At 57.8% G+C, this 24,368-nt stretch carries 23 protein-coding genes and 1 tRNA gene; 15 read left to right on the top strand and 9 right to left on the bottom strand.

Features of this window, described 5'->3' with window-relative positions:
- Nucleotides 1-207: 207 nt before the first annotated feature.
- Nucleotides 208-1,269 carry a DNA replication/repair protein RecF gene (gene recF / locus B5D61_RS18390; RefSeq protein WP_078814894.1) on the bottom strand — a complete coding sequence of 354 codons (1,062 nt, stop codon included), beginning with the start codon at nucleotides 1,267-1,269 and terminating at the stop codon, nucleotides 208-210.
- Nucleotides 1,270-1,346: 77 nt separating this feature from the next.
- Here recF and hisS point away from each other — a divergent pair, with 77 nt between their 5' ends.
- From hisS to folP, 9 genes are all read left to right on the top strand, one after another.
- Nucleotides 1,347-2,636, top strand: coding sequence for a histidine--tRNA ligase (gene hisS, locus B5D61_RS18395; protein ID WP_078814958.1), 1,290 nt, complete (start codon nucleotides 1,347-1,349; stop codon nucleotides 2,634-2,636).
- 166 nt (nucleotides 2,637-2,802) lie between these two features.
- Nucleotides 2,803-3,531 (top strand): putative polyvalent protein kinase domain-containing protein, encoded by a 729-nt coding sequence (locus B5D61_RS18400; RefSeq protein ID WP_078814895.1) that lies wholly within the window; start codon nucleotides 2,803-2,805, stop codon nucleotides 3,529-3,531.
- A 68-nt stretch (nucleotides 3,532-3,599) separates the two neighbouring features.
- Complete coding sequence (locus B5D61_RS18405; protein ID WP_245846563.1) at nucleotides 3,600-4,571, top strand: putative 2-dehydropantoate 2-reductase; 972 nt, start codon at nucleotides 3,600-3,602, stop codon at nucleotides 4,569-4,571.
- Between the two features lie 31 nt (nucleotides 4,572-4,602).
- Nucleotides 4,603-4,770: a hypothetical protein gene (locus tag B5D61_RS26425; protein WP_176159518.1), complete on the top strand. Its 168-nt coding sequence runs from the start codon at nucleotides 4,603-4,605 to the stop codon at nucleotides 4,768-4,770.
- A gap of 23 nt (nucleotides 4,771-4,793) precedes the next feature.
- A complete protein-coding gene (locus B5D61_RS18410) occupies nucleotides 4,794-5,381 on the top strand; it encodes a hypothetical protein (protein WP_078814897.1) in 588 nt (195 codons plus the stop codon).
- Between the two features lie 87 nt (nucleotides 5,382-5,468).
- On the top strand, nucleotides 5,469-6,170 hold the full coding sequence (locus tag B5D61_RS18415; protein ID WP_078814898.1) for a class I SAM-dependent methyltransferase: 702 nt from the start codon (nucleotides 5,469-5,471) through the stop codon (nucleotides 6,168-6,170).
- A 63-nt stretch (nucleotides 6,171-6,233) separates the two neighbouring features.
- Complete coding sequence (locus B5D61_RS18420; RefSeq protein ID WP_078814899.1) at nucleotides 6,234-6,806, top strand: dihydrofolate reductase family protein; 573 nt, start codon at nucleotides 6,234-6,236, stop codon at nucleotides 6,804-6,806.
- 206 nt (nucleotides 6,807-7,012) lie between these two features.
- The gene (locus tag B5D61_RS18425; RefSeq protein WP_078814900.1) at nucleotides 7,013-7,771 is read left to right on the top strand and encodes a purine-nucleoside phosphorylase; all 759 of its coding nucleotides are present in this window, start codon (nucleotides 7,013-7,015) and stop codon (nucleotides 7,769-7,771) included.
- Between the two features lie 31 nt (nucleotides 7,772-7,802).
- Nucleotides 7,803-8,642: a dihydropteroate synthase gene (folP, locus tag B5D61_RS18430; RefSeq protein ID WP_078814901.1), complete on the top strand. Its 840-nt coding sequence runs from the start codon at nucleotides 7,803-7,805 to the stop codon at nucleotides 8,640-8,642.
- Nucleotides 8,643-8,863: 221 nt separating this feature from the next.
- Here folP and B5D61_RS18435 read toward each other — a convergent pair whose 3' ends face one another.
- Together B5D61_RS18435 and B5D61_RS18440 are read right to left on the bottom strand one after the other, a co-directional pair.
- Complete coding sequence (locus B5D61_RS18435; RefSeq protein ID WP_078814902.1) at nucleotides 8,864-9,556, bottom strand: YggS family pyridoxal phosphate-dependent enzyme; 693 nt, start codon at nucleotides 9,554-9,556, stop codon at nucleotides 8,864-8,866.
- A 39-nt stretch (nucleotides 9,557-9,595) separates the two neighbouring features.
- Complete coding sequence (locus tag B5D61_RS18440) at nucleotides 9,596-10,459, bottom strand: alpha/beta hydrolase (RefSeq protein WP_078814903.1); 864 nt, start codon at nucleotides 10,457-10,459, stop codon at nucleotides 9,596-9,598.
- Between the two features lie 130 nt (nucleotides 10,460-10,589).
- Here B5D61_RS18440 and B5D61_RS18445 point away from each other — a divergent pair, with 130 nt between their 5' ends.
- A complete protein-coding gene (locus B5D61_RS18445) occupies nucleotides 10,590-13,085 on the top strand; it encodes a PVC-type heme-binding CxxCH protein (protein ID WP_176159519.1) in 2,496 nt (831 codons plus the stop codon).
- Nucleotides 13,086-13,126: 41 nt separating this feature from the next.
- Nucleotides 13,127-14,551 carry a neutral/alkaline non-lysosomal ceramidase N-terminal domain-containing protein gene (locus B5D61_RS18450; protein WP_078814905.1) on the top strand — a complete coding sequence of 475 codons (1,425 nt, stop codon included), beginning with the start codon at nucleotides 13,127-13,129 and terminating at the stop codon, nucleotides 14,549-14,551.
- Between the two features lie 45 nt (nucleotides 14,552-14,596).
- On the opposite strand, the gene B5D61_RS18455 is transcribed toward B5D61_RS18450, so the two are convergent.
- The 5 genes from B5D61_RS18455 to B5D61_RS18475 all read right to left on the bottom strand — a co-directional run bounded on the left by B5D61_RS18455 (nucleotide 14,597) and on the right by B5D61_RS18475 (nucleotide 18,828).
- Entirely contained in the window at nucleotides 14,597-15,748 is a 1,152-nt protein-coding gene (locus tag B5D61_RS18455) for a leucine-rich repeat domain-containing protein (RefSeq protein WP_078814906.1), read from the bottom strand.
- A 27-nt stretch (nucleotides 15,749-15,775) separates the two neighbouring features.
- A complete protein-coding gene (locus tag B5D61_RS18460; protein WP_078814907.1) occupies nucleotides 15,776-17,164 on the bottom strand; it encodes an SDR family NAD(P)-dependent oxidoreductase in 1,389 nt (462 codons plus the stop codon).
- 87 nt (nucleotides 17,165-17,251) lie between these two features.
- Nucleotides 17,252-17,320, bottom strand: a tRNA-Trp gene (locus tag B5D61_RS26430).
- Nucleotides 17,321-17,417: 97 nt separating this feature from the next.
- On the bottom strand, nucleotides 17,418-17,900 hold the full coding sequence (locus B5D61_RS18470) for an MOSC domain-containing protein (RefSeq protein ID WP_078814908.1): 483 nt from the start codon (nucleotides 17,898-17,900) through the stop codon (nucleotides 17,418-17,420).
- A gap of 7 nt (nucleotides 17,901-17,907) precedes the next feature.
- The gene (locus B5D61_RS18475) at nucleotides 17,908-18,828 is read right to left on the bottom strand and encodes a LysR family transcriptional regulator (RefSeq protein WP_176159520.1); all 921 of its coding nucleotides are present in this window, start codon (nucleotides 18,826-18,828) and stop codon (nucleotides 17,908-17,910) included.
- 172 nt (nucleotides 18,829-19,000) lie between these two features.
- On the opposite strand from B5D61_RS18475, the gene B5D61_RS18480 reads away from it, so the two are divergent.
- The 3 genes from B5D61_RS18480 (at nucleotide 19,001) to B5D61_RS18490 (ending at nucleotide 21,665) form a co-directional block, all read left to right on the top strand.
- Nucleotides 19,001-19,702: a pirin family protein gene (locus tag B5D61_RS18480; RefSeq protein WP_078814959.1), complete on the top strand. Its 702-nt coding sequence runs from the start codon at nucleotides 19,001-19,003 to the stop codon at nucleotides 19,700-19,702.
- Between the two features lie 186 nt (nucleotides 19,703-19,888).
- Complete coding sequence (locus B5D61_RS18485) at nucleotides 19,889-20,887, top strand: acyltransferase family protein (protein WP_176159521.1); 999 nt, start codon at nucleotides 19,889-19,891, stop codon at nucleotides 20,885-20,887.
- 31 nt (nucleotides 20,888-20,918) lie between these two features.
- Nucleotides 20,919-21,665, top strand: a complete 747-nt coding sequence (locus B5D61_RS18490; protein ID WP_078814911.1) for an RluA family pseudouridine synthase — start codon at nucleotides 20,919-20,921, stop codon at nucleotides 21,663-21,665.
- 65 nt (nucleotides 21,666-21,730) lie between these two features.
- Here B5D61_RS18490 and nspC read toward each other — a convergent pair whose 3' ends face one another.
- Nucleotides 21,731-22,921 (bottom strand): carboxynorspermidine decarboxylase, encoded by a 1,191-nt coding sequence (gene nspC / locus B5D61_RS18495; RefSeq protein WP_078814912.1) that lies wholly within the window; start codon nucleotides 22,919-22,921, stop codon nucleotides 21,731-21,733.
- Nucleotides 22,922-23,019: 98 nt separating this feature from the next.
- Between nspC and B5D61_RS18500 the strand changes: the two genes are divergently transcribed.
- Nucleotides 23,020-24,330, top strand: a complete 1,311-nt coding sequence (locus tag B5D61_RS18500) for a hypothetical protein (RefSeq protein WP_078814913.1) — start codon at nucleotides 23,020-23,022, stop codon at nucleotides 24,328-24,330.
- Nucleotides 24,331-24,368: the final 38 nt, after the last annotated feature.

Genomic DNA, 24,368 nt, shown 5'->3' on the forward strand with positions numbered 1-24,368 from the left:
GGAGTGGAAGGAATCCGGCTTTTCTCAGATCACAAAAGCAGCGCCACCCACGGGGCTCCTGAACTTGTCGGAAGATTAAGAGCGGGCTTTTTTAGGGTCAAGGGAAGAATCCCCGCTGAGAAAATTGAAATTTCGACTCCTGACAGTCATTGTATTGCAATACGCAATATTTAAAAACAAGATTAAAACTTAGGCGGCGTAAAGGTTTTACTTGAGCTCGATCCGAGCCCTATCGACCCCATACACCTGTCCGGGGAGAGACTCGCCCCGCGCCCAATCCAGCGTCGTGGTGGTGAGAACCTTTTGAGTGCCCGTGGGCAGGAGTTGAAGAAGCGCTCGGCGCCGATCCGCATCCAGCTCACCAAATACGTCATCCAAGAGCAAAAGTGGCGCGTTGCCCGATACCTGTTCCAAGGCGTGGGCCTGAGCAATTTTTAGAGAGAGCGCCATACTGCGCTGCTGTCCCTCTGAAGCAAAGGAGGTCGCATCCAGGTCATTGAGCTTGAGATCCACATCATCCCGATGCGGTCCCGCGAGGGTCTGCCGCAGACGCTGTTCCTCCTCACGCAACAGCCCAAGTTTTTCAAGCAAGGATCCCTCGATAAGACTGGGTGCATAGTTCGTTACGCCAACCTCGCCCCCAGCACTTAAGACTCCATGAATGCGGGTGACGTGAGGCTGAAGGATCGCCACCAACTCCTGTCTCCTGGCGATAATCACCTGGGCGAAATCATCCATCACTTTGGCAAAGGCATCAGCTTGTTTCCAAGCGATAACGGCATCACGCTTGAGCACATAGTTACGCCCTCTCAGTGCACGCTCATAACCACGCAGGGCCTTAAGATAGTCAGGAAACATCTGGCTAGCAGCGAAGTCCAGATAACGCCGCCGATGCTCTGCGCCACCTCGCAGCAGATTCATATCGCGATGGTCCATCCACACCAGCAGACCGCTGGATTGCAGATAATCTGCGGAGCGACCACACACCGCACCATCGACCGCCAATCGGCGCACCGAGGCGGACTGTGCACAGCGCAGCCGATGCCCATCCAGCGTGCCTTCGATCAGCAAGGTTTTAGCACCTAAGCGGATGAGTTCACCACGATTGCTGGTGCGGGGAGATTGTAGCCGGAGTAGCACACAAGCCGCCTCCATCAGAGAGGTTTTCCCCTGGGCATTACGCCCGATGAAGACCGTCATCTCAGGATGCAGCGTGACGCGGCATTCTTCAAAACAGCGGAAGTTTCGGAGCAACAGGTCAGTCAGCATGGGGCATCCCACAAAGCTGTAGGACTCATTTTCGGTTGAAATTCGCAGCCCAGGCAGCCATGTGTCCGGCCCTTCTAATGGCCTCCTTCCGCACCGTCAAAGGCTTTCGCGACTTCTTCCCAGAGGAGTGCGCATTGCGTAACTACATTTTCGACACCTGGCGTTCCGTCGCCCGCCGCTACGGCTTTGTCGAATACGAAGCTCCCGTCGTGGAGAGCACGGACCTTTACCGCAAAAAAAGCGGTGATGAGATCACGGCTCAGCTCTTCTGCTTTCAAGATAAAGCGGAGCGCGAAATCTCCCTGCGCCCTGAGGTGACCCCTTCCCTGGCCCGCATGGCCACCACCCGTCATCGCGATTACAAGAAACCTATCAAGTGGTTCCAGATCGGCTCCTGCTTCCGCTATGAAGAGCCTCAGGAAGGCCGCACGCGTGAGTTCATCCAGTTCAATGCCGACATCCTCGGTGATGCCAGCCAAGGCACCGATGCGGAGCTTGTGGCCTTGGCCATCGATGTGATGCTCGCCTTCGGTATCTCTAAAGAAGACTTCGTCATCCGCCTGAGCAATCGCCAGATCTGGACCGATTTCCTCAAGGACAAAGGCATCGCGGAAGAACATGGCTCGGCCTTCCTTCAGATCATCGATAAGATCGAACGCGCCAAGCCTGAAGAGACCGCCCAAAAGCTCACCGCCATTGGCCTAACCTTGGATGAGGTGCGTTCCTTCATGACCTCCACAGATGGTGATCATCCAGCCTTCGCAGCCCTGCGTGCGGATCTCACCGCACGGGGTCTCTGGCCTTATGTGAAGATCGATGCCAGCATCGTGCGCGGTCTGGCCTACTACACCGGCACCGTGTTTGAAGTCTTCGATCTCAAGCATGGCCTGCGTGCTGTGGCGGGTGGTGGACGCTATGACAAGCTCTGCGCTCTGATGAGCGATGGTCATGTGGACATGCCAGCCGCCGGCTTCGCTATGGGGGATGTCGTACTTGGCATCTTACTCTCCAAAACTCCTGGTGCCCAGATGGGCATCACCGAATATCTGAATGCCCAGCAAGGCGTGGATGCTTATGTGGTGATTGCCGATGAAGCCCAACGTGGTCATGCCTTAGCTGCCGTGCAGGCGCTTCGCTCCGCCAATGTGCGCGTGGACTTCAGCTTCGGCTCCCAGAAGGTTGGCAAGCAGTTCCAAGCCGCTGAAAATCAGAAGGCCCGCCTCGCCATCGTCTTCGGGGGTGAATACCCGCAGGTCACGATCAAAAACCTCGTCAGCCGCAGCCAGGAACTCATCGCCATCGAGGATCTCGTGAGCACGGTGAAAACCGAGCTCGCCAAGCCAATCACAGGGCATTTGATTGCGTAAGTTCCACGAGCGATGAATCAAGACGGGCGCTCTGACCGAGAGCGCCGCCGCGTCGACTGCTCAAAACAGAGGGCTTCCATAAAGACCAGAACTTCGACGGAGGCGGTAGCACACCCAGTGAAAACCTTTTGCTTGATTCCAGGGTTTCTGATCGCAGCTTAGAGCATTGCTCGCTGCTTATGCCCAAGATCCAGGTGCCTATCACCAAGCCCAAGACGATTTCGGAGGTCCGCAAGGTCTTCTCCGAAGCGCGGCAGCGGCAATTGAGCAATCAGGGCCCGATGACCCTGGAAAAAGTCCAGGCGCTGCAGGCGACGATGAAACCCAGGCCCTGAGCCAGTTTGCCAGCAGCACCGGCTTATGGCTGGACCCAACTGGCATCCGGGATTTCATGGCAACGCATGCCATGCGCAGTGGCAGTGAACACAAAGTCGCGCATTTCTTATCTCAAAACCGCGTCGTCAAAGATCTCGACGTCCAGGCAGTCGCCACCGAATCCTTGTTCGACTATCGAACGGACCATCTTCTCTCAAACTACCTTTTCCAAGATTCCATCCACCTGGAGGGTTTTTATCTTTATGATGGAAGGCTTCACATTGTCGTCTCACAACCTTTTGTCGAAGGAGTCCATCCACCTTGGGCGGCTCTAAAAGAGGGACTTGAAGCCAGGGGACTGCATCACGAATCTCCAAACTCATTGATCCCGAGTTTCACGGTTGGAGATTCCCTTAACTGCCATCTGTGCATCAATGATTTGCATGAGAACAATGTCATTTTAGACACCAACGGTGAACTCCATCCCATTGATGCTCACTTCTATTTCAATACTCGGGCCGAACGTGTCGAAGCTCTCACGAATCTGGGTCTTTGGCCCACCGCTTCTCCATCCGAGTGAATTGCACTTCCGTGTCAGACATGACATGGCCTCACGGAATATTTGTTTCTCCAAAACCTCCCACCTCCGTGTCTTCTGAATCTTCCGTGGTTGCCTCTTCTCATTCCTTTTCGTTAGGCCGCATTGCCATCATCGGGGCTGGAGCCGTGGGCTGCTACTATGGCGGCAGATTGGCTCAGCACGGACACGATGTGCATTTTCTCATGCGCAGTGACTATGAAATCGTCACCCGCGAGGGCATGCAGATCACCAGTCCGCAGGGCGACGTCCAGCTGAAGGTGAACGCACATCGCAGCCCTGAGGAGATCGGTCCGTGTGATCTGGTGATCATCGCCCTCAAGGTCACGGCCAATGAAGCTCTGCTCGATCTCATCCCGCCGCTTCTTCATGAGGGAACCTTGCTGCTCACGCTGCAAAACGGCTTGGGCAATGAAGAGTTCTTGGCCGAGCACTTCGGTGCGGAGCGCGTGCTTGGTGGATTGTGCTTCGTCTGCATCAATCGCCTCGCCCCAGGGGTCATTCATCATCTGGCTCAAGGCCGCATCAATCTGGGGGAACACACCCGCGCTCCTCTTCCCCGCACCCACGCCATCGCCCAGGCGTTTCGAGACAGTCTGATTGACTGCCAAGTCGTCGAAAGCCTCGCTGCAGCACGCTGGCAGAAGCTGGTGTGGAACATCCCCTTCAACGGACTGTCCATTGCCGCCGGAGGCATCGATACCGCCGCCATCCTGGCTGATCCCACGCTGGAAAACCGCGTTCGTGAACTGATGACCGAGATCATTCAGACCGCCGCCGCGCTCGGCCATCAACTCCCAGAAGGCCTCGTCCACGACATGATCGAGCGCACCCGCACCATGCAGGCCTACAAGCCCTCCTCACTCATCGATTACCTCGAAGGTCGTGAAGTGGAACTCGAAGCCATCTGGGGACAGCCCGTGCGCCAAGCAGCGGCCGCAGGTCTAGCGATGCCCAAGGTGCAGGCGCTTTATGAGGAATTGAGTGGAGCGATTCGTGGACCTCAAGCCGCAGGTTGCTAATTTCTGCGGATGAGTTCATCATCTTGCCAAGATGGCAAGGTTCATTGAACTCGAAGCACAAGCGTTCCAGCTTCCTGAAGCTCAGCGCGCCATCTTCGATGAGGAGATTGCAGAGGCCATGCAGCGAGATGCAGAGCTGGATCATGATCCCAGTGCGGGTATGACCCTGGAGGAATTCAAGACTGCCCTGGCCCGCTGATCGAGCTAACGGATCACCCATCTATGGCAAGAAAAAATGACCTCCTCGCCATTGGTATCACAGCGGTCTTTATGCCACTGCTGATTCTCACCCATGAGCTGGCTCATTACAGCACAGCTCTTTCCCTGGGGGCTCACCCAAAGCTATGCTATGACCAAATGTTGCTGTCGTCCGCAGACATGCAAATTCTCGGCCAGAAATTGGCTTGGGTCATCCTGGCGGGTCCCATCATCGAACTCACCTTGGCTTCCCTCAGCATGGGGTGGCTGCTGTGGAGGAATCGGATGCCAAGTGATTTGATCAGACCCGTGGATTGGATCTTTACCGCGTTTGGAATGGCGAGTCTGCGGTGGCTCAAAGTGATTGTCGATGGGTCGATGTCTGACGAGGCCAAGCTCTCTGAGATACTCGGGTTTCATCACCTAGCATTGCCCATCTTCATGCTCATCTATCCGCTTCTTTCCGTCTTTGCTATGACCCGATTCCATGCACGACATGGCACTTTGAAATCTTTAGGATGGGCCGGATGCGCGAGTGTCTTTGCAGGACTCGCTTGGATCTATTGGATAGGGCCTGCCCTTTTGCCCTATCCGCAGCATGACTCCCATTAAACGATTCCGTCGCATGGTTATCACAAGATCAACCAGCGACGAATCACGAAACGTAGAGTCACTTTCCCCAACTCTCCGATCTCTCGCATGTCCAAGACCGATCCTGCTGCTTTTTTCACCGAAGACCACGCGGCGCAATACGATAAGCGCTTTGAGAAAACCGCCCCTCTCCGAGATGCGCTGCATCTCTTGATCTGCGCCGTCTTTGATCCTCTACCCGCTGACGCTCGCATTCTCTGTGTGGGAGCCGGGACCGGGGCAGAGATTCTCAAGCTGGCCTCCATGTTTCCAGGCTGGCATTTCGCGGCCGTGGAGCCCTCTGCCCCCATGCTGGCGCTGTGTCGGAGGAAAGCCGAGGCGGCAGGGATTGCCGAGCGATGCGAGTTCCATGAAGGCTATCTGAATACCCTGCCTGCGACCGAGCCCTTTCATGCGGCCACTTCCCTGCTGGTGTCTCACTTCATCGTGGATCGTGCGGCAAGAGTTCAGTATTACCGCGCCATCGCCGAGCGCCTGCTTCCAAATGGATTGCTGGTCAGTGCCGATCTGGCGGGAGACTTGCCTTCCCAAGGCTATCAAGAGGATCTCGAAATCTGGATGGCCCTCATGCGGCAGGCCGATGTGCCTGCCGAGAATGTCGAGAACTTACGTGTCGTTTACGGTCGTGAAGTGGCGATGATCCCGCCTGAAGAAGTCCGCTCTATTATTGCCGATGCAGGGTTTGAACCACCCGCACCCTTCCTGCAAACGGGGCTGATTCATGCCTGTCGCAGTCGGCGCGCGAGGTGAAGCCATTCGAACCCCGAATAGACACTGGCGAACATCGGTTTTCCGTCTCCTTTCCACCGCCCCATGAAAACCCAATACTACACCGCCACCAGTCTGGATGGATTCATTGCCACGGAAGATGATTCGTTGGAGTGGCTCTTCCCCCTGGGCGATGTGAATGAGACGACCTATCCAGAATTCATTGCTGGGGTCGGTGCCTTGGCGATGGGCTCAGGGACTTATGAATGGATGATGCGGAATGCGGAGCAGGTCGTGGCGGAGGTCGGCTCACCCTGGCCCTATACCCAACCAACGTGGGTTTTCACCAGTCGTGAATTGCCCAAGATCGAAGGAGCAGATCTCCGTTTTGTCCAAGGCGATGTGCGAACGGTGCATGAGGAAATGCGAGCCGCGGCTGGGGACAAAAATCTGTGGGTCGTGGGTGGCGGTGGGCTGGCAGGGCAGTTTTACGATGCGGGTCTGCTCGATGAAATCATCGTGCAGGTGGGCTCGGTGACGTTAGGCAAGGGCAAGCCTCTGTTCCCACGGCATGCCACCCGCGCCTTCAAGCTGACGGCGGTGAAGCAACTCGGCACAGGTCTGGTGGAACTGCGCTATGATGTGCGCGGGGATGCACCTGCCGAAGTTGGAGCCTAATCCAAGAACGCGACGACCTTCCAATGGCGCATCGGTGTTGATTCAAAAGTGCTCTTGAAATCAACTTTTCAAACCACTGATGGGCACTGATGATTGGACCACAGAAATCATTAGCGCATTAGTGCCTATTAGGGGTTCACAAGCATCTTGTGCACGAAACCCAAGACACGATTGCATTCCCAAACGCTAGGGGCATTGATCCGGCCATGTCTTTGACCGCCTTTGAAAATGCCCGTCCTGAAGTTGCCATCGTGCTCGGCTCTGGCTTGGGGGAAGTGGCTGAGTCCTTGGGTATTGAAGCGGAATTGTCTTATGCGGAGGTGCCGGGTTTGACCGCCTCCACCGTGCCGGGTCATGCGGGGCGATTTGTGCTGACGCAAGTCAAAAACCGGCCTGTGGTGGTGGCGCAGGGGCGACGGCATTTGTATGAAGGTCTCAGCGCTTATGAAGTCACGGCGGGCATCCGCTTTCTGCATTCACTCGGAGTGAAGGAGCTCATCCTCACCAATGCCGCGGGGGCGATCAATGCCGGGTTTGGTGTGGGGGATCTGATGCTGATCACGGATCATCTGAATCTCCTCGGCACCTCCCCTTTGTTAGGCGGACCGAACTTTCATGACATGAGCGCAGTGTATGATCCAGCTTGGCGCGAGGCCTTTCTGCAAGCCGCCACCCAGCTCGATCTCACACTGCATCAGGGGGTGTATGCGGCCACGCTCGGCCCGCAGTATGAAACTCCGGCGGAGATCCGCATGATGCGCACGCTGGGAGCGGATGCGGTGGGCATGTCTACCGTGCCGGAGGTGATCCAGGCACGGGCTCTGGGCATGCGGGTGGCCGGAATCTCCATGCTGACCAACTGGGCGGCAGGGCTCAAGGACCAGACGCTGCACCACGCCGAGGTGGTGAGTGTGGGCCAGAGCGCCGGGGCAAATCTGACACGGCTGCTGAAAAGCGTCTTGTGATTCGGCGGCATCTCGTCTGAACTGCCGACTCATGAAATTCATCTGGCGCATCCACGGCAAGGAGCATGACCTCACCCAGCGCGGCCTGGTCATGGGCATCGTCAATGTCACGCCGGATTCTTTTTCCGATGGCGGACGTTATCACGATACTGGCCGGGCAGTGGAACATGCCCTGGAGCTCGCAACAGAGGGGGCTGACATTCTCGACATCGGGGGCGAGTCCACCCGCCCAGGAGCCGAGCCCGTCTCCGAAGCGGATGAACTCAAACGCGTACTGCCCGTGATCCATGCCGTGAGGTCACAAACCCAGGCGCTCATTTCGATTGATACCATGAAGGCCAGCGTCGCCCGTGCCGCGCTGGATGCCGGGGCCGATATCATCAACGACGTCACCGGCCTGCGGGGAGATCCCATGATGTCGCGAGTGGCCGCTGAGACCGATGCGGGCCTCGTGGTCATGCACATGATCGGCACCCCACGCACCATGCAGCAGCAGCCGCAGTATGCCGATGTCGTCGCTGAGGTGTGTGCCTATTTTGAAGAGCGCCTACGCGTGCTGGAGGAGCAAGGCATCGCGCCCCAGCGCATCGTCCTCGACCCCGGCTTCGGCTTTGGTAAAACTCTGGAGCACAATGCCACGCTCATGCAGGCCCTGCCAAAGTTGACCGTCCAAGAACGCCCCGTGCTGGTGGGCGTGTCACGCAAGAGCATGATCAAACAACTGCTGGAAAGCGAAGCCGTGGAAGACCGAGATTGGCCCACGGTCGCGCTCACCTCCCACACCCGCGAACTCGGTGCCCGCATCTTTCGAGTGCATGATGTGAAGCCCAACGCTCAAGCCCTGCGCATGACCGAGGCGATTTTAGGGTGAGGCTCTTGCCCTCAACATACAAGGCCGGATGTGTTCGGCGTATCCAAGTTGGCTGTCAGTTGTGGGTTCGTCGCCGAACGATCCGGCTTCTTTGAACGCGCGCATGGTCTAGCGCTAACAACCTTCCCCAAACAGCCGGATCGTTTGGCGAAGGTAAATGGAATCAGGCAACCCAGCTTGTTTGCGCCAAACACATCCAGCCCACGTTTTGGCTTCCTCCCTCACGCCTTGGCCGCACGCGAACCAAAGATGGCGCTGCCGACGCGGACGATGGTGGCCCCTTCTTCAATGGCCACGTCAAAGTCATGGCTCATGCCCATGGAGAGCACCGGGAGCGGGGCTCCACCGAGCTTTTCCAGCTCATCCCGGATCTGCCGGAGTTGAGTGAAATACTTGCGGGTCTTTTCCGCCACGGGATCAAAGGGCGGGATGCACATGACTCCCTGGATATACAGGCGATCCAGACCATACAGGGTCTCCAGTTGCTCACGGATCACTTGAGGTGTGAAACCGTGCTTCGAAGACTCCGCCGCCAGATTGATCTCCAGCAGCACTTTGGGGTGCAAGCCCAGCTCACCCGCGATGCGATTGATGTCCTGAGCGATCGAGACGCTATCCACGGCGTGAATCATCTGCACCAGAGGCAGCACCTTGCGCACTTTATTGGACTGCAAAGGCCCGATGAGATGCCACTGGAGACGTCCGGGCAGTTGCGGCTGCTTGAGCAAGATCTCCTGCACACGGTTCTCGCCAAACATCACCTGCCCTGCCTCGACGGCCTCCTGGATGACTTCGACAGGATAGGTTTTCGAAACCGCCAGCAGATCCACGGCATCGGCGACGCGGCCTGAGCGTTGCGCGGCCTCCGCAATGCGGTGACGAATCTCTTGAAGACGATCGGTAAGGTCTGACATGCCTCTTTTCTGAACGTGAAGCGCCGGACCTGCAAGCGGTCACTTTGCCGCAGGCTTCAGATGCTTGTCAAAAAAGGCCAGCACGAGCGGGCGTAGGTCCTTCTGTTTCGGCTGGAGATGAAAGGTGTGAGGCGCATCGGGGATGATCTCCAGGTGATGCTCGATGCCGTGCTCCGTCAGCACCTTATCAAATGCCACGGATTGGCTCACATCCACCGTTTTATCGGCGGTGCCATGGAGGATGAGGAAAGGTGGATCGTTCTTATCCAGATAGGTGGACACGGTAAACTGCTTGTAGAGGGCTGGATTGGCCGCGCGGGTCGTGCGCAGGGCGGAGACGTCTTTCCATGCGGCGACATCCACCGGGCCATACATATCCACCACGCAGTTCACCGCACAGGAGAACTCGCCATAAGGCCCTGCGGGATCGAGGCCATCCTTAGCCTGGGTCACGCCCACCATGCTGGCCAGGTGCCCGCCAGCGGAGCCGCCGATGACACCGATGTGATCCGGGTCCAGATGCAGGCGCTCGGCATTGGCTCGCAGCCAGCGCACGGCCGTCTTGCAGTCATGCAGATTCTGCGGCCAGCAGGGTTGCTCACTCTTGGAGTCGTGCAGCAGGTAGTCGATGCTCATGCAGACATACCCGTGAGAGGCCAGGGTGGTGCCGATATTGATCTCACGCGCCGCATCCTTGATGCCACTGGTCCAGCCCCCGCCATGGATGATCACCACGCCGGGATGCTTCTGCTCATTCGTGGGAGGAAGATAGAGATCGGCCTTTTCTTTCCGATCCGCAGGCAGGTAGGGGATGTTCTTTTCGATACGAACCTCCGGCTCCGCCGCCTGAAGAGAAGCGAGACTGAAGCCGAGGAAAGTCAGAGCAAGTGCACGAGATAGCATGGCAGGATAGAACGGTCTGAAGCGGCTTCTTTTCAACATCATCACCAACGCCCGCTGGTGTTTTTGTGATGCTTTCGCTGGAATGACATTTCTTTGTGGAGAGATGCGCTTTGCGGGCGTTTATCTAAGCATGTTTCGTTTGCGTCTGCTGCCTCTGCTTTCTCTCTTGCTGACCGCGCCCTCCGCCTTTGCCGCGCGCACAGGCCCGCCGACAATGCCGGAGGTGCCAGCGGAGATTGCTCCGGCCATCGAGATCCTCCAGCCCGGGGTGAAAATGACGCTGCTGGCGGAGCATCCTGACTTGGTGACCCCCACTGGCATCGATGTGGATGCCAAGGACCAAATCTGGTTGATCGCCTGCCACACCCACTTCCGCCCCGCCAACTACCCCGGCCCCGCCAAGGATGAGATCCTCATCTTCGATGCCGAGGGCAAGAACCGGCGCGTCTTTTACAACCGCACCGAGGCGACGATGAATCTGCTGCACGGCCCCGATGGCTGGCTGTATCTGGCCGAGCGCTCCCGCATCCTGCGAGTGAAGGACAGCGATGGCGACGGCATGGGCGATGTGGAGGAGACACTGGCCCGCCTAGAGACGGTGGAGGATTACCCGCACAACGGCCTCAGCGGCATGGCCTGGCATCCCGATGGTGGTTTGGTCTTTTCGCTGGGAGAAAACTTTGCCAAAGAATGGACCCTGATCGGCCAGGATGGCACCCGCCTCACGGGCCGTGGCGAGGGCGGAATCTTCCGCTGCGCCGCTGATGGAAAGGGACTGCGTCGCATTGCCCGTGGCTTTTGGAATCCCTTTGGCCTGCGAGTGACCAAAGCGGGGGAAATCTTTGCCGCCGAGAATGATCCCGGTAGCCGTCCTCCCTGTCGTCTCCTGCACATCGTGGAAGGGGCCGACTACGGTTACCAGCGCACCTATGGCAATGCCGCAGTGCACCCCTTTGTGGCCTGGAACGGTGAACTGCGGGGGACACTCGGGATGGTGCATCCTTGCGGTGAAGGCCCTTGTTCCATCCTGGATCTCGGTGGCGGCGTGCTGATCCCCTCCTGGAGCGATCATCGCCTGGATTACTTCCCCCTCACCCGCCAGGGCGCGGGTTATCGGGCCGAGCGGATCGAGCTTCTGCATGGCAGCGATTTCTTCCGCCCGGTCGGCATGGCGCGCGGTCCCGATGGCACGCTGTATCTCACGGATTGGGTCTTCAGCTCCTATCCCATCCATGGCCGAGGACGACTTTGGAAGCTGGAGGTGGACCCAAAACTTGCCACCTGGATCAAACCGCTGACCGATCCCCACAATGAAGCCACTGCCCTGGCACAAAAGCTCCGCTCTGGCGAAGAGACGCCCGAGCTCGCACAGCTCATGGGCTGGGCGAAAGGCAGCGACCCCTACATCCGCGATGCCGCCCTCACCGCCCTAGCCCGCAGCAGCAAAGACTGGACCCCCGAGAGTGTGCAAGCCATGCCCGCCGAGGATCAACCGTGGGCCGTGGTGGCGCTCCGCCAAGCCGACTTCAACGATGAAAAATGGGCACGGTCCTTGTTAGGTAGCACAAACCCTGAGGTTCAGTTTGAATGCCTGCGCTGGATCTCCGATGCGGACATGAAGAGCTTTGCCCCCGATGTGGAGCACCTGCTGACGAAGCCGGATCTGAGTTACCGCCTCTTTGAAGCCGCCCTCGCCACCTGGAACACCCTGCGTGGTGAACCCGAGGCAGGTGTGACCAGTCCCGATGTCCTCGCGGCCCGAGTGCAAGACACCGCCTCACCACCGCTCATCCGCTCCTACGCCCTGCGTCTGCTGCCTCCCACGCACAAGAGCCTAACCATCTCTTTGCTCAAGGAACTCCTGGCTCTGAACCAACCCCGCCTCACCGCCGAGGTGGCGCAGTGCCTCGCGGGCCGCAACGCGCCCGAGGCCTATGCCGTGTTGGCCGAGATCGCCGCGAACCCTGCTCTCTCTCTGCCCCCACGGCTCACCGCCATTGCCGCGCTCTCCATCTCCCCAAGGCCCGAAGACCTGGACCTCGTGGTGAAGCTGGCCGGAGATCAAGAGCCCGCCATCCAGCAGGAGGCCCAGCGTGCGCTGCGTTTCACCACGCATGACAAACTCTTCGCGCTGAATCCCCTGCGCCCCCCTTTCAGCGACACCACCGCGTGGCTGCGCTTGTTGGACTCACTCCCAGGTCAGGCGGATGTGGAGGCCGGACGCCGACTGTTTTTCCATCCCAAGATCGGCCTCTGTGCGAGCTGCCATCGCCACACGGGCCGGGGGAATATCGTCGGCCCGGACTTAACCTTCGTCGCCGCCCAGGGAGATCGCACCGCCATCCTGCGCAGCATCTTAGAACCTCAGCGAGAAGTGGCTCCGCAGTTTTATCCCATCCAGCTCAAGCTGGCCGATGGCTCCGACTTCATCGGCATCCTCCTACGCTCCTCAGATACGGAAGTGTATCGCGATATCACGGGCAAAGAACGCACCTTTAAGAAGCATGAGATCCTCAGTCGCACCGAGCTCAAAACCTCCCTCATGCCCCCGGGCCTTGTCGCTTCGCTCACCGATGCCGAGCTGCGGGATCTGCTGGCCTTTCTGATGACGCCCGCTGCGCAGTGAAACGCGTCACTGGCCCAACCCACCGTCAACCAACCACCTCGATGAAACATCTCCTTTGGTGCAGTCTCCTGGCTTTTGCCCTATCGCCCCTCTGCTATTCCGCCGAGAAACCCGTGCTGGAAGCCGGTGCGGCGGCGGTGGACATCACCCCCGAGGAGTTTCCCATGAACATGCCGGGGGGATTCAATGCGAACATGGCCCAAAAAGCCCACGATCCCTTTCATGCTCGCGCCTTGGTCTTGAGCGATGGCCGAACTCAACTCGCCTTGATGGTGGTGGATAATCTGGGTGCGGGTCCCGATGTGCTGGATGAAGTCAAAGCCGCAGCCTCGGCGAAGACCGGCATCCCCGTGGAGAAGATGCTGATCAGCTCCACCCATACCCACAGCGGCCCCTCCCTGAATACCCGCAGCGAGATGGCTTCACGCTATTATCAAAAGTTCGTTCACGGTGCCTCCGAAGCCATCATCCAAGCTCACGCGGCACGACAGCCTGCTCAGGTAGGCATGGCCGCCCATCCCCTGCCCGAGGAGGTCTTCAACCGCCGCTGGTATGTCAAAGAGGGCAAAATGCCGCTGAATCCCTTTGGGCGCCTAGACAAGGTGAAAACCAATCCCGGCACCAGCCCTGAAGTCATCGAACGTCCCGCAGGCCCCACGGATCCCGACATCACCATCCTCTCCATTCAAGACGCCAAGCGGAAACCGCTCGCCCTTTTTGCCAACTACTCCCTGCACTATGTCGGTGGAGCACCTGCGGGTGAAATGTCCGCCGATTACTTCGGTGAATTTGCTCGGCTCATGCCCGCCCGTGTCCGCGGTGGCGAGGGTTTTGTCGCCATGATGTCCAACGGCACCTCCGGCGATATCAACAACATCCCCTTCGGCGTCGTGCGGCCTCCGCGCGAGCCCTTCGAGCAAATCCGCATCGTCGCTCAGAAAGCCGCCGACACCGCCTGGCTAGCCCATCAAAAGATCGGCAAACACACCCCAGGCCTGACGCTGGATATGCGCCAGCGATCCGTCACCCTGAAGTATCGGAAACCTACCGCCCAACAGGTGGCCGAAGCCCAGGCTGTACTCGCGGTTAAAGACAAAAACGCGATCGAGCAACTGCCTCGTTTGGCCCAGAACTATGCGCGTAACATCGTCAACGCGGCGGAGAATCCCGAAGAAACCGTCACCGTCATCGTACAGGCCATTCGCATCGGCGACTACGCCATCTGCGGCATCCCCTTTGAGACCTTCGTCGAAATCGGCCTCGATCTCAAAAAGCGCAGCCCCTTTGCCCAAACCATGGTCATCGGCCTAGCCAATGGAAGGCACGGTTACCTCCCCACTCAAGAACAGCATGCCCTCGGCGGATATGAAACCTGGTTAGGCACCAACCGCGTTCAGGAAGATGCCGCCACCCTCCTCACCGATCAGTTGCTGGAGATGCTGAAAGAGATGAAGGAAGCTGAGTGAGGGACAGCCGTCGTCAAACCACAACAGAGCGTTTAGCTGCCACCTCTAACGATACACGCTTCGAATCATCGCCAGTTCTTCGGGCATGATTGGGCTACCATATTGAGCGAGGTTATCTGCCAAGGCTTTCAGCAAAGCCGGAGAAGGAAATTCGATTTTCAGACTGACGAGGCGGCTCTGGGGGATCACCTCAGCCAGTGCCGCCTGCCCCTGGCTCGTGATGCCATTGCCATCGAGTTCCAGATGACGGAGCACAGAAGCCGACGGCAAGGCCTCGGCGAGTGATCTCACACCACCATCCCCAAGAGCATTGGGCGAAGCTCCCAAAACCTTGGTGCTCGAGCTGCGCCCCAGTTCTAAACGCTCCAGAGTCGGATGAGATCGCAGCACCGGAGCCAAGATATCACCAGCCACCGGGCTCAAGCCATTGCTGCCGAGGCCGCACTCGCGCAGCGTCGTATTGTGCAGAAGCCCTTCGGCGAGCACCTCTAAACCAGCATCCTCTAGTCTGTTCACATTGAGATAAAGGCCGATGAGTTTGCCGGGCCTTTCCAACAGGCGCTTCAAGCTCAAGACAGCTCGTGAGTCCAAGACATTCCCGCCCAGATAAAGACGCTCAACACCAGGAGAAGCCACCAAAGCCTCCATCAGGTATTCCAAGGAGTCCAAGTCCATCTGCGTATGGACGAGATCCAGCGTCCGCAGATGAGGTGCATCCTTCAGCATGTCCGCCAAGCGCCTGATCCCTAGAGGCCCGATGGGGTTGCGTTTCATCCAGAGGGACTGCACCTGCGGGCTCTCGATCACAGCAGCGGCGAGATGGCTGACACCTTCAGAACCAATGGCATTGCACCCCAGATAAACGGTGTGCAGGTTCGGGGTTGTTGGCATCAAAACCGCCACCGCCCTGGCACCTTGATCCCCAATGGCATCCGTGCCCAGCATGAGGCTACGGAGGTGCGGATGCCCCCGCAAGGCCTGTGTCAGTTCATGACAACCGACCACGCCCAGATTCTGTTTGCACATGTCCAGCCGACCATCCGGCTGCACGGTGCCGCGAGGGAAGGTGATGCGTTCATCCACTGGCTTTTGCTCCCGCAGAAACCCCAGCAGCGGCTGCAGTTCATCGACACCATAAGGCGGCGTGGCAAGAGGTTGAGGATGCGGACAATGCAAGGGTGACGGAGCTGCAGACATGACAGACAAAGCGCAAGAACAAACAGATCACCAAGGATAGGGCTGATAGTCTTTGAAAAAGTTTCCCCAACACGGCACATCAGGCTGAGTGGTCCCGCGAATGATCGGATCATAAACTCGTGCCATACCATCCTCCGCATCCAGAGGCGGAATGAAATGCTGCTCGCTGAGAATGCGTGTCTTTTTGGGAAACGGATTCTCATCAGTGACCCACCCCGTATCCACACTGTTCATCCAAATGGCATCAGTGGCAAAGTCTTGTGCACTCGTCCGAGTAAACATATTCAGCGCCGCTTTAGCCATGTTGGTATGAGGATGCGAGGCAGTCTTACTCGGACGATTAAACTGCCCCTCCATGGCAGAGACATTCACCACAAACCGGGGCGAAAAAGAGCTGCGCTGCATCAGCGGACGCAATCGGCTGGCCAACAAGAAGGGCGCACTCTGACTGACCAGCAGCACCTCCAGCAATTCTGCCGTCGAGACATCTCCGGCACGCGCCGTCCAGCTATTCGTTGGAGTGAGGTCCACCTGCTGACCATCTGCATCCAGCATTTTCGCGGGCAGCCAAGGCAATGCATCTTGGGGCATAGCGGCCAAGGTTTCTGAAGCAGGCGCAGCCAGTTGGCCGAATCCCGAACTTACCCAAGTAGGCACATGCGCGGGTAAGGGCACCAACTCCGTTTCCCGTAAGTGCTCATAAAAAGCCGGTGACCGACGAATGGTCTGCGCCGCATTGTTGATCAAGATATCGAGCGCAGACTCTGTCTCCAACAAATGACGGATGAAGTTCTCCAGCCCCGTCACATTCCTAAAATCCAGTCCATGGATCACCAGCCTGTCTCGCCAGTCCTGACAATCCATCTCTTTGGCAAACCGCAGTGCTGCATCATGAGGAAAACGCGTGGTGACGATGACCCGAGCACCATCACGCAACAGCCGAAGAGCAAGCTGCCAACCGATTTTAATCCGACCTCCAGTGATCAAGGCCGTGCGGCCTGACAGATCCACACGCGCCGATCTCCGAGCCTCGTTGATCTCCGCACAAGGCGGACACAGCATATGATAGTGATGATGAACCTGGCTGAAAGGCCCTTTACAGACATAACACGCCCGGGGTGCATGCAGCCTACCCACGCTATTCGATGCCTGATCTGCCACAGATGATGTCGCCATAGGAAGCACCGGATGATTAGCCTCCGCATTGGCCTGCCAGAGGCGGGTTTGGGAGATTAACTGCCGGTCCTGAGTAGCCGCTTCATTTCGTTGCCGCTTTTTGGCATCCCGAGACAGCTTGGTCACCAACCCTTTGAGGGTCATGACGTCCAATGCAGCATCCGGGTCACGCGACAACACCTGCAATACTTTGATGCAGGTATCCCACTCGGCTTGGCTGAAGGTTTTGGAACTGCTCATGAGCCATCAAAAGAATAAAAAGGCCGGTGGGACTCGAACCCACATCCCCTGCTTGGCAAACAGGTGTCTTTCCTTTGGACCACGGCCAGAAGCCGGCCGGACTCGAACCGACATCTGCCCTTTGGTGGGGTATCTTTCCGTTCAAACGACAGCTTCCACAACCATCATCTGCCAGTCAGATCGGCATGCCAAATTTAATCTTAGCAAAGGTTTTAATACCCGCCATCGCATGTCATCCATGGCACCAAGGCGATCAAGGTAACCACCGTGTGAAAGAGGCAGTTTCCTCCACATTGATCACCATCCCTTCTCTCAGTAATCCACCACAGATCACTCGCATGCCAATCCCCGCACCACGCCCGAGGGCCTTGGTCATGCCGGGCTGGGTGATCCGCTGGAGGTAGTCACAGGGGGGCCGGGGACGATGGTATTCCAGCAGCACTTCTCCAATCTTGAGGCGCTGGCCTTGGAGAGAGCGGAGGTCCAAACCACGCGTTACCAAATTCCTTCGATGTTGGCCCTCTAACACTGGCAAATGATCCTCGCCAGCTACGGATTCGAGAACCTCGGCTTCGATCAAAGTCACCTCGCAGTCATAGCGACCCGAGTAATATCCCAGCCCTGCGGCATAGCGATCCCCGACCAGTCCTTGCCCAGCCATAGCCACCACCCTTTCCACCCGCTGCATGGGCTGCCCCCGCGCCGGAGCGATGTAAATGGCTTCCAGCACTGGCATGCTAGGGCTATCCTTTGGTGTGTCGCAGGTGCAGATCCATCGTCCCTGCGCGTTTCAACTCCTCGACAAAGACCGCCAGGACTTTGTCATGCTTCAGACGATCGAGCATTCCAGCCGCAATGCTCACCGGCTCGGGCTGAGGTTTCAGCGTTTTCAAAACCACTCGCTCGGGAATGAGGCAGGCCGTATGCTCCACCACGAGGGCGATGCCCAAGCCCGCATCCACCGCGGAGATGAGACTGGTGATGCCATCACATTCACTGGCAATGCGAGCATTGATCTTTTGCTGGCGGAACCAGCCGCCGATGGCAGCCCAGTAATCGGGATACTCCTTCTGGCTATAGACCACGAGCCGTTGCTCATTGAGATCTTGAGGCTCCAGTACCTTTTTACCTAACAATGGATGCTGCCGCGACATCGCGACCCGCCAGGATTGCTGCTGCACAGTGGTCCAGGTGATATCGGGGATGTCCTTCAGGGGCGGCACGGTCAAGGCAATGTCGAGAGACCCTTTTTGCAGGGAATCCACCATCTCATTCGTGGTGAGATCGAAAAGCTCCACGCGCGCTTTTGGGTGCACTTGAGTGAAGGCTTCCATGGCTGGAGATAGGATACCGGCGGTGAGTGACGGCGAGTAGCCAATGCGTATCGTCTGGGCCTTGGCGGTGGCACGCACACGCTGTTCCAACAGATCGGCACGCTCAATCAAGATCTTGCCTTCCCGTAGCAGCAGCTCACCCGCCGGAGTGAGGCTGAAGGAGTGGGCTCCACGCTCCAGCAGAGGCACGCCCATTTCATCCTCCAAACCCTTGATCTGGCGACTGAGCGCCGGCTGAGTAAGATGCAGACGCGCCGCCGCACGGCTGATGTTGCCATCCTCGGCAGCGGCGATGAATGAACGCAAGGGGCGAAGCTCCAAAGAAGGCATGAGGGGGAGAAGATTCGGCCTTCTTCTAAGCATGTCCACCAGGGATTACAAGTCCGAGCGGAGCGGTCCGTCCTTCCAACCACCGGATCGCCCCAGCATACCCAAGATGTAGTCTCAGGCTAAAACCGCCGCATTGGTCATGCCGCCCGATTCAGAGCAAGATGCCGCTGTCATGAAAACCCAAATTCGCAAATCCCACGAACGAGGCCACGCCGACCACGGCTGGCTGGACAGCCACCACACCTTCAGCTTTGCCGACTACTATGATCCCGCTCACATGGGCTTCCGCAGTCTGCGAGTGATCAATCAAGATCGAGTTGCCCCCGGTGGAGGTTTCCCCACACACCCGCACCGGGACATGGAAATCTTCAGCTACGTGCTGGAGGGTTCCCTGGCCCACAAGGACAGCCTCGGCAACGGCCGCGAGCTGAAACCTGGACAGATCCAGCTCATGAGCGCTGGTAAAGGGGTGCTGCACAGTGAGTTCAACCCCTCCCGCTCAGACCCGGCCCATTTCCTGCAAATCTGGATCCAGCCCCAGGCTCGCAGTCTCGTGCCCAGCTACACCGAATGGCATCCTGATCCTGCTTTGGAGAAGGAACCCAAGGTGCTGGTCATCTCCCCCGACGGACGTGAAAACTCCGCGGTCATCCACCAGGATGCTGAGGTGTATCGTGTGCGCTTGGAGGATGAGGCTCAAGTCACTCACGAGGTGAAAACCGGTCGTGGGGTGTGGTTCCAGCTCATCAGAGGTCAAGTCACCGCCAACGGTCAGACCCTGAACCCAGGCGATGCCCTCAGCACGGAGGATGCAGGCACCTTGACCCTGACCTCGTCCGGAGAAACCGAGGGCTTGCTCTTTGATCTGGGTTGATGCCAGTCACGCCAGGAGTTTGCAGTCCCCTGCCAGCTCCTGGCTTTTAAATCGTCGCTTTTCACCGCCACGAGTCTCCGCAAGGGTTTCTCCTTGCCTCGTCTGCAAAGGCATCTAGAGGATGAGATGCGGGGGTCCATTTCTTGAAGAAAGAGGATGCTATCGCACCCCCCTTTTCTAAAACGGATGGATGCTCAGCGCAATGTCACCCTAGATCTTTGGAGGCTCTTTTTTGCCTTTGGGGTCGTTATCATTCATCTGGCTCCCAACCAACCTCATGCCGAATGGCTCGGGGGTTCGTTCAACGTTTTTTGCGTTCCGTTCTTCATCGTCATCGGACTGTTTTACTTTGATCGGAAGCAGAATCGCTCAGGTTCCTTTTCATGGTCCAAGCTGCATGAGTTGCATCTGCATCGGTTGTTACTTCCTTACCTGTTTTGGACCCTTGCCTATCTGGGCATGCGCGGAGCCAAGCACGCCTTTCAAGGCGAGTCGCTCCACGCTGATCTTATCGGAGCCGCCTTTTACGGGGAGAGTGCCGTACAGATGTATTTCATCCCTCTCTTGCTGACATGTCAGGCCTTGCTCCTGGGTTTACGTCAGTTGTCAGGTCAGAAGTATGTCTTGGGAGGCACCCTGATTGCAGCCTCACTCTTGTTTTCCTACGTGGGCTCTGTCCGGCATTATTTTGGCTTCGATCATGCCGTTGAAATGAGCTGCCTTTATGTAGCAGCTGCTGTCCTGCTTGGGAAAGTCCAACGTCTCGATTGGAGATGGCTCAAGGGCGTTCTAAGTGCGGCGATTGGCGGTGCTTTGTTATTCCTCACCCTCACGGAAAAGCCCTGGCTGGACTCGATGTATATGAAGCCTTTGGCTGGTTACGCCGCAGCAAGTTTTGCCTTGGCTCTGCCTGCGATCTCCTCAAAGTCGCTCTCCAAAACTTTGCTCACTCTATTGAGTTGCTCCTATGGCATCTATCTCATGCATCACGCATGGATTGAAGTCATTGAATTCGCCGCTCAGAAATCTGGACACCCCCTCCCTCCCTACAGTGTGCCAGGAAAGATGGTGATCGCACTGCTGATCTGTGCCTGTTGCGTGGCATCCATCGGAATCATTCGTTTGAACCCGATGGCTCGCCGCTTTTTACTGGGTGAAGGCTCGGCTGCAAAATCTAGGCCTTGACGCTCCGCTCATCATTTCAAGACTTTCAACCATGCCCTCGACGGAAGGCCCACCAATCACCCAATGCCCCATCCTGCATCAGGATCGTTTCATCATCGTCGTCAATAAACCGGCGGGGGTGCTCTCGCATCCGAACAAGGCCCGCAGCACGGAGCTGGCGGCCTTTGAGGGGAGCTATGACCTGGAGGAAAAATGCTTTGAGGGCCCTGGTGGCAAAGTTTGGCTGATCCACCGCCTGGATCAAGATACCTCCGGGGTGCTGCTGGGGGCACGGGATGCCAAAACAGCGGAAAAATGCCGCGCTTTGTTTGAGACGGATGGCGTGCGGAAGCAGTATCTCACGCTTGTGCGTGGCAACCCGGGCACCGAGGGCACTTGGCAGGATCACCTCACCACCAGTCGTGAAAAAGGCCGCGTCCGCACCACGGTGCTGAAAGGCCGACCGCCCAATGCGGAGCTGGATTTCAAAACGCTGGCTCAACATCCCGGAGAGCGGCTTTCTCTGCTCAATATCGATCTCATCACGGGTAAGACTCACCAGATTCGTGTGCAGGCATCGTCACGTCAGCATCATCTGTTAGGCGATGATGTTTACGGTCACTTTGATCTCAACCGCAAGATGAAGAAAGACCTTGGTCTCAAGCGGCTCTTTCTCCATGCGCGCACCCTGACGCTCAAGCACCCGACCAGTGGTCAGGTCCTGCGCGTGGAGGCTCCATTGCCCGACGATCTGAGCGGTGTTCTCACCAAACTGGGGATGATGTCAGTGTTCAGTTAACAGTGTTCGGTATTCAGTTCGATCACTGCCCACTGAATACCGATAACTGAATACTGCCCCCTGTCCTACGACAGCTTGCGCTTAAAGTCCTCGTAGCCGAACCGACGCACGACGCGCACCTCTCCCGTGGCGGGGTCATAGAGATCAATGTCGGGATGCGGCACCCCGTTGAAGGTGCTGGTTTTCACCATGGTGTAGTGCGCCATGTCGGTGAAGACGAGCTTTTGCCCCAGCTTCAGAGGCTCAGGGAAACTGTATTCATTGATCACATCTCCCGCCAAACAGGTGAGCCCCCCGAGGCGGTAGGTATGCGGCAGGACACCGGGGAGATCTGTGCCGATGATGTGCGGACGATACGGCATCTCCAGCGTGTCTGGCATGTGTGCCGTGGCGGAGGTATCCAGAATAGCAGTGGGAATATCGGTCGGCACGATGTCCTGCACCTCCGCGATGAGGTAGCCGGTATTCAGGGCCACGGCTTCACCCGGTTCCAGATACACTTCCTTACCCCAGCGCTCTTTGAAGCTGCGGATGACACGCACCAGGCGCTCCACATCATAGCCCTGACGGGTGATGTGGTGCCCGCCGCCCATGTTCACCCACTGGACCTGAGCCAGCAGTTTAGGAAAGCGCTTCTCGACTGCGGCCAGAGTGCGCTCCAGCACGTCGGAGTCCTGCTCGCAGAGCGCATGAAAATGCAAGCCCTCGAGACCACTCAAATCCTGGTCCTCGACATCCACGGAGCGGGTGCCCAGGCGGCAGCTTGGTGAGCAGGGATCATACAGACTCCACTCCACCTCGCTATGCTCAGGATTCACTCGGATACCCGGGCTCGGCACATGCTGCCCAGCGGCGCGCGCGGCCTCCAGCATGGGACGGAAGCGCTGCCACTGCGCGGGGGAATTGAAACTGAGATGGTGAGCGATTGGGATCAGCTCTTTCATCTCCGCCTCTTTGAAAGCAGGAGCATAGACATGCAGTTCCTTGCGGAATTCCTCATGGCCCAACAGCGCCTCGTGAATGCCACTGGCGCAGCAGCCATAGAGATACTGACGCACCAGATCAAAGGTGGAAAACATGGAAAATCCCTTGAGCGCCAGCAGGATGCGGGCTCCGGAGCGGGCCTGCACATCCGCCAGTTTCTCCAGATTTTTCTTCAGCAAACCCAGGTCCACGACATAGGCGGGGGTCTCGATGGTGGAGACATCGAAGGCGGGGGCTGGCTGTTCAAAAACGTGCGGAGGGGTTGGGGCCATGGGGCGTGCTTTTTAGAGAGATGTGGCGCAGGTTCCAGTGATAGTTTGTCACACATGCTTGCACCGCAAGGCTGCCTCATGATAAACCCGTCGAGATCATGCAAAAAATCACCCTTTGCCTCAGCCTTCTGCTGATCGCCAGCCTGCCTGCTCAGATGGCTGGAGCCGTGCGCTCATGGACGGACGATGCCGGGAGAACGGTGAATGCGGAATTCGCCGGGATGGATGGCGATAGCGTGCTGCTGCGCATGAGTCCTGAGAAAACCGTCCCCTTCCCGCTGGCCCGACTCAGTGCGGTGGATCAGGCCTTTGTGAAAGAAGCCGTGGCCAGCACGGGCGGAGGCGCCGCCGTCCCTACTGCGGCAACTTCCGTCAGCGACCCAAATCGTGTGCCCATCGCGCAACGCACCTGGCCCGAAAACGTCACCGTTCCACCTCGTTCGATTGAGATTACCACGATCTCTGAAAGCGTGGCTCAGCGGAAGTATGTGTATCAGTCTGAGGCGTTCGAGTTCAGCTCGCAGGCCAAGCTCGCAGGCAGCGTGATGAAGGAAGTGGCCCGCACCTTTGAAGCCACACGCTCCCTCATCAATGCCCTGCCCTGGGGGGTCGTCTGCCGCCCACCGGAAGGCATGCAGCGCTTCCAAGCGGCGCTGTATGAATCCCGCCAGGACTACTTTGAAGCAGGGGGGCCGGAAAACTCGGGCGGCGTTTACAACACCGGTGAGAAGATTTTCAAGATCCCCTTCCCCAGCTTGGGATTGGAAAAGCGTGGACAGACGTATTTCAAAAACGACAGCTACAGCAACGGCACCCTTGTCCATGAGATCACCCATCAGCTCATGGATGATTATCTCGGCTTCATGCCCACCTGGATCATCGAAGGCACGGCCGAGTATGCGGAGATGCTGCCCTACAAATCCGGCACCTTCCGGGCAGATGCGCATAAAAACGCCATCAAGGACGACATCTCCGTGTGGGAGAAAAATGAAGGGTTTCCCCCGAGCATCGACAGCCTGAAGAAACACATGACCATGCCCCGCGAGCAATGGGTGGCCGAATGCTCCACGCCTAGCCGCATGAGTGAAATGTATCACCGCTCGCAACTGCTGGTGTATTACTTCTGCCACCTGGATGGGGATGGCAAAGGCACCCGCTTCATCCGCTTCATGGAAGCCGTGTATGGTGAAGTGCAGGCCAAACGCGCCTTCTTTGCCGATCCCCGCGTGAAAATGCTGGGCGGCGGGCGCTTCAGCTACCCCCGCTCCCTCACCCCGCCGGACATGAGTGAAAACGCCGGATTCAAGCACCTGCCCATTCTCCTGGAGGAACGCTCCTATGAGAAAATCGCCGCTGAGATCATCGCCGCCTACAAGAACATCGGCGTCAAGGTGCAGGTGGCCCCCTAACCAGGGACAAAAGACTGAAAACCAAAGCTTTCCATGCC

This window comes from Prosthecobacter debontii, from assembly GCF_900167535.1.
Taxonomy (GTDB): Bacteria; Verrucomicrobiota; Verrucomicrobiia; order Verrucomicrobiales; family Verrucomicrobiaceae; genus Prosthecobacter; species Prosthecobacter debontii.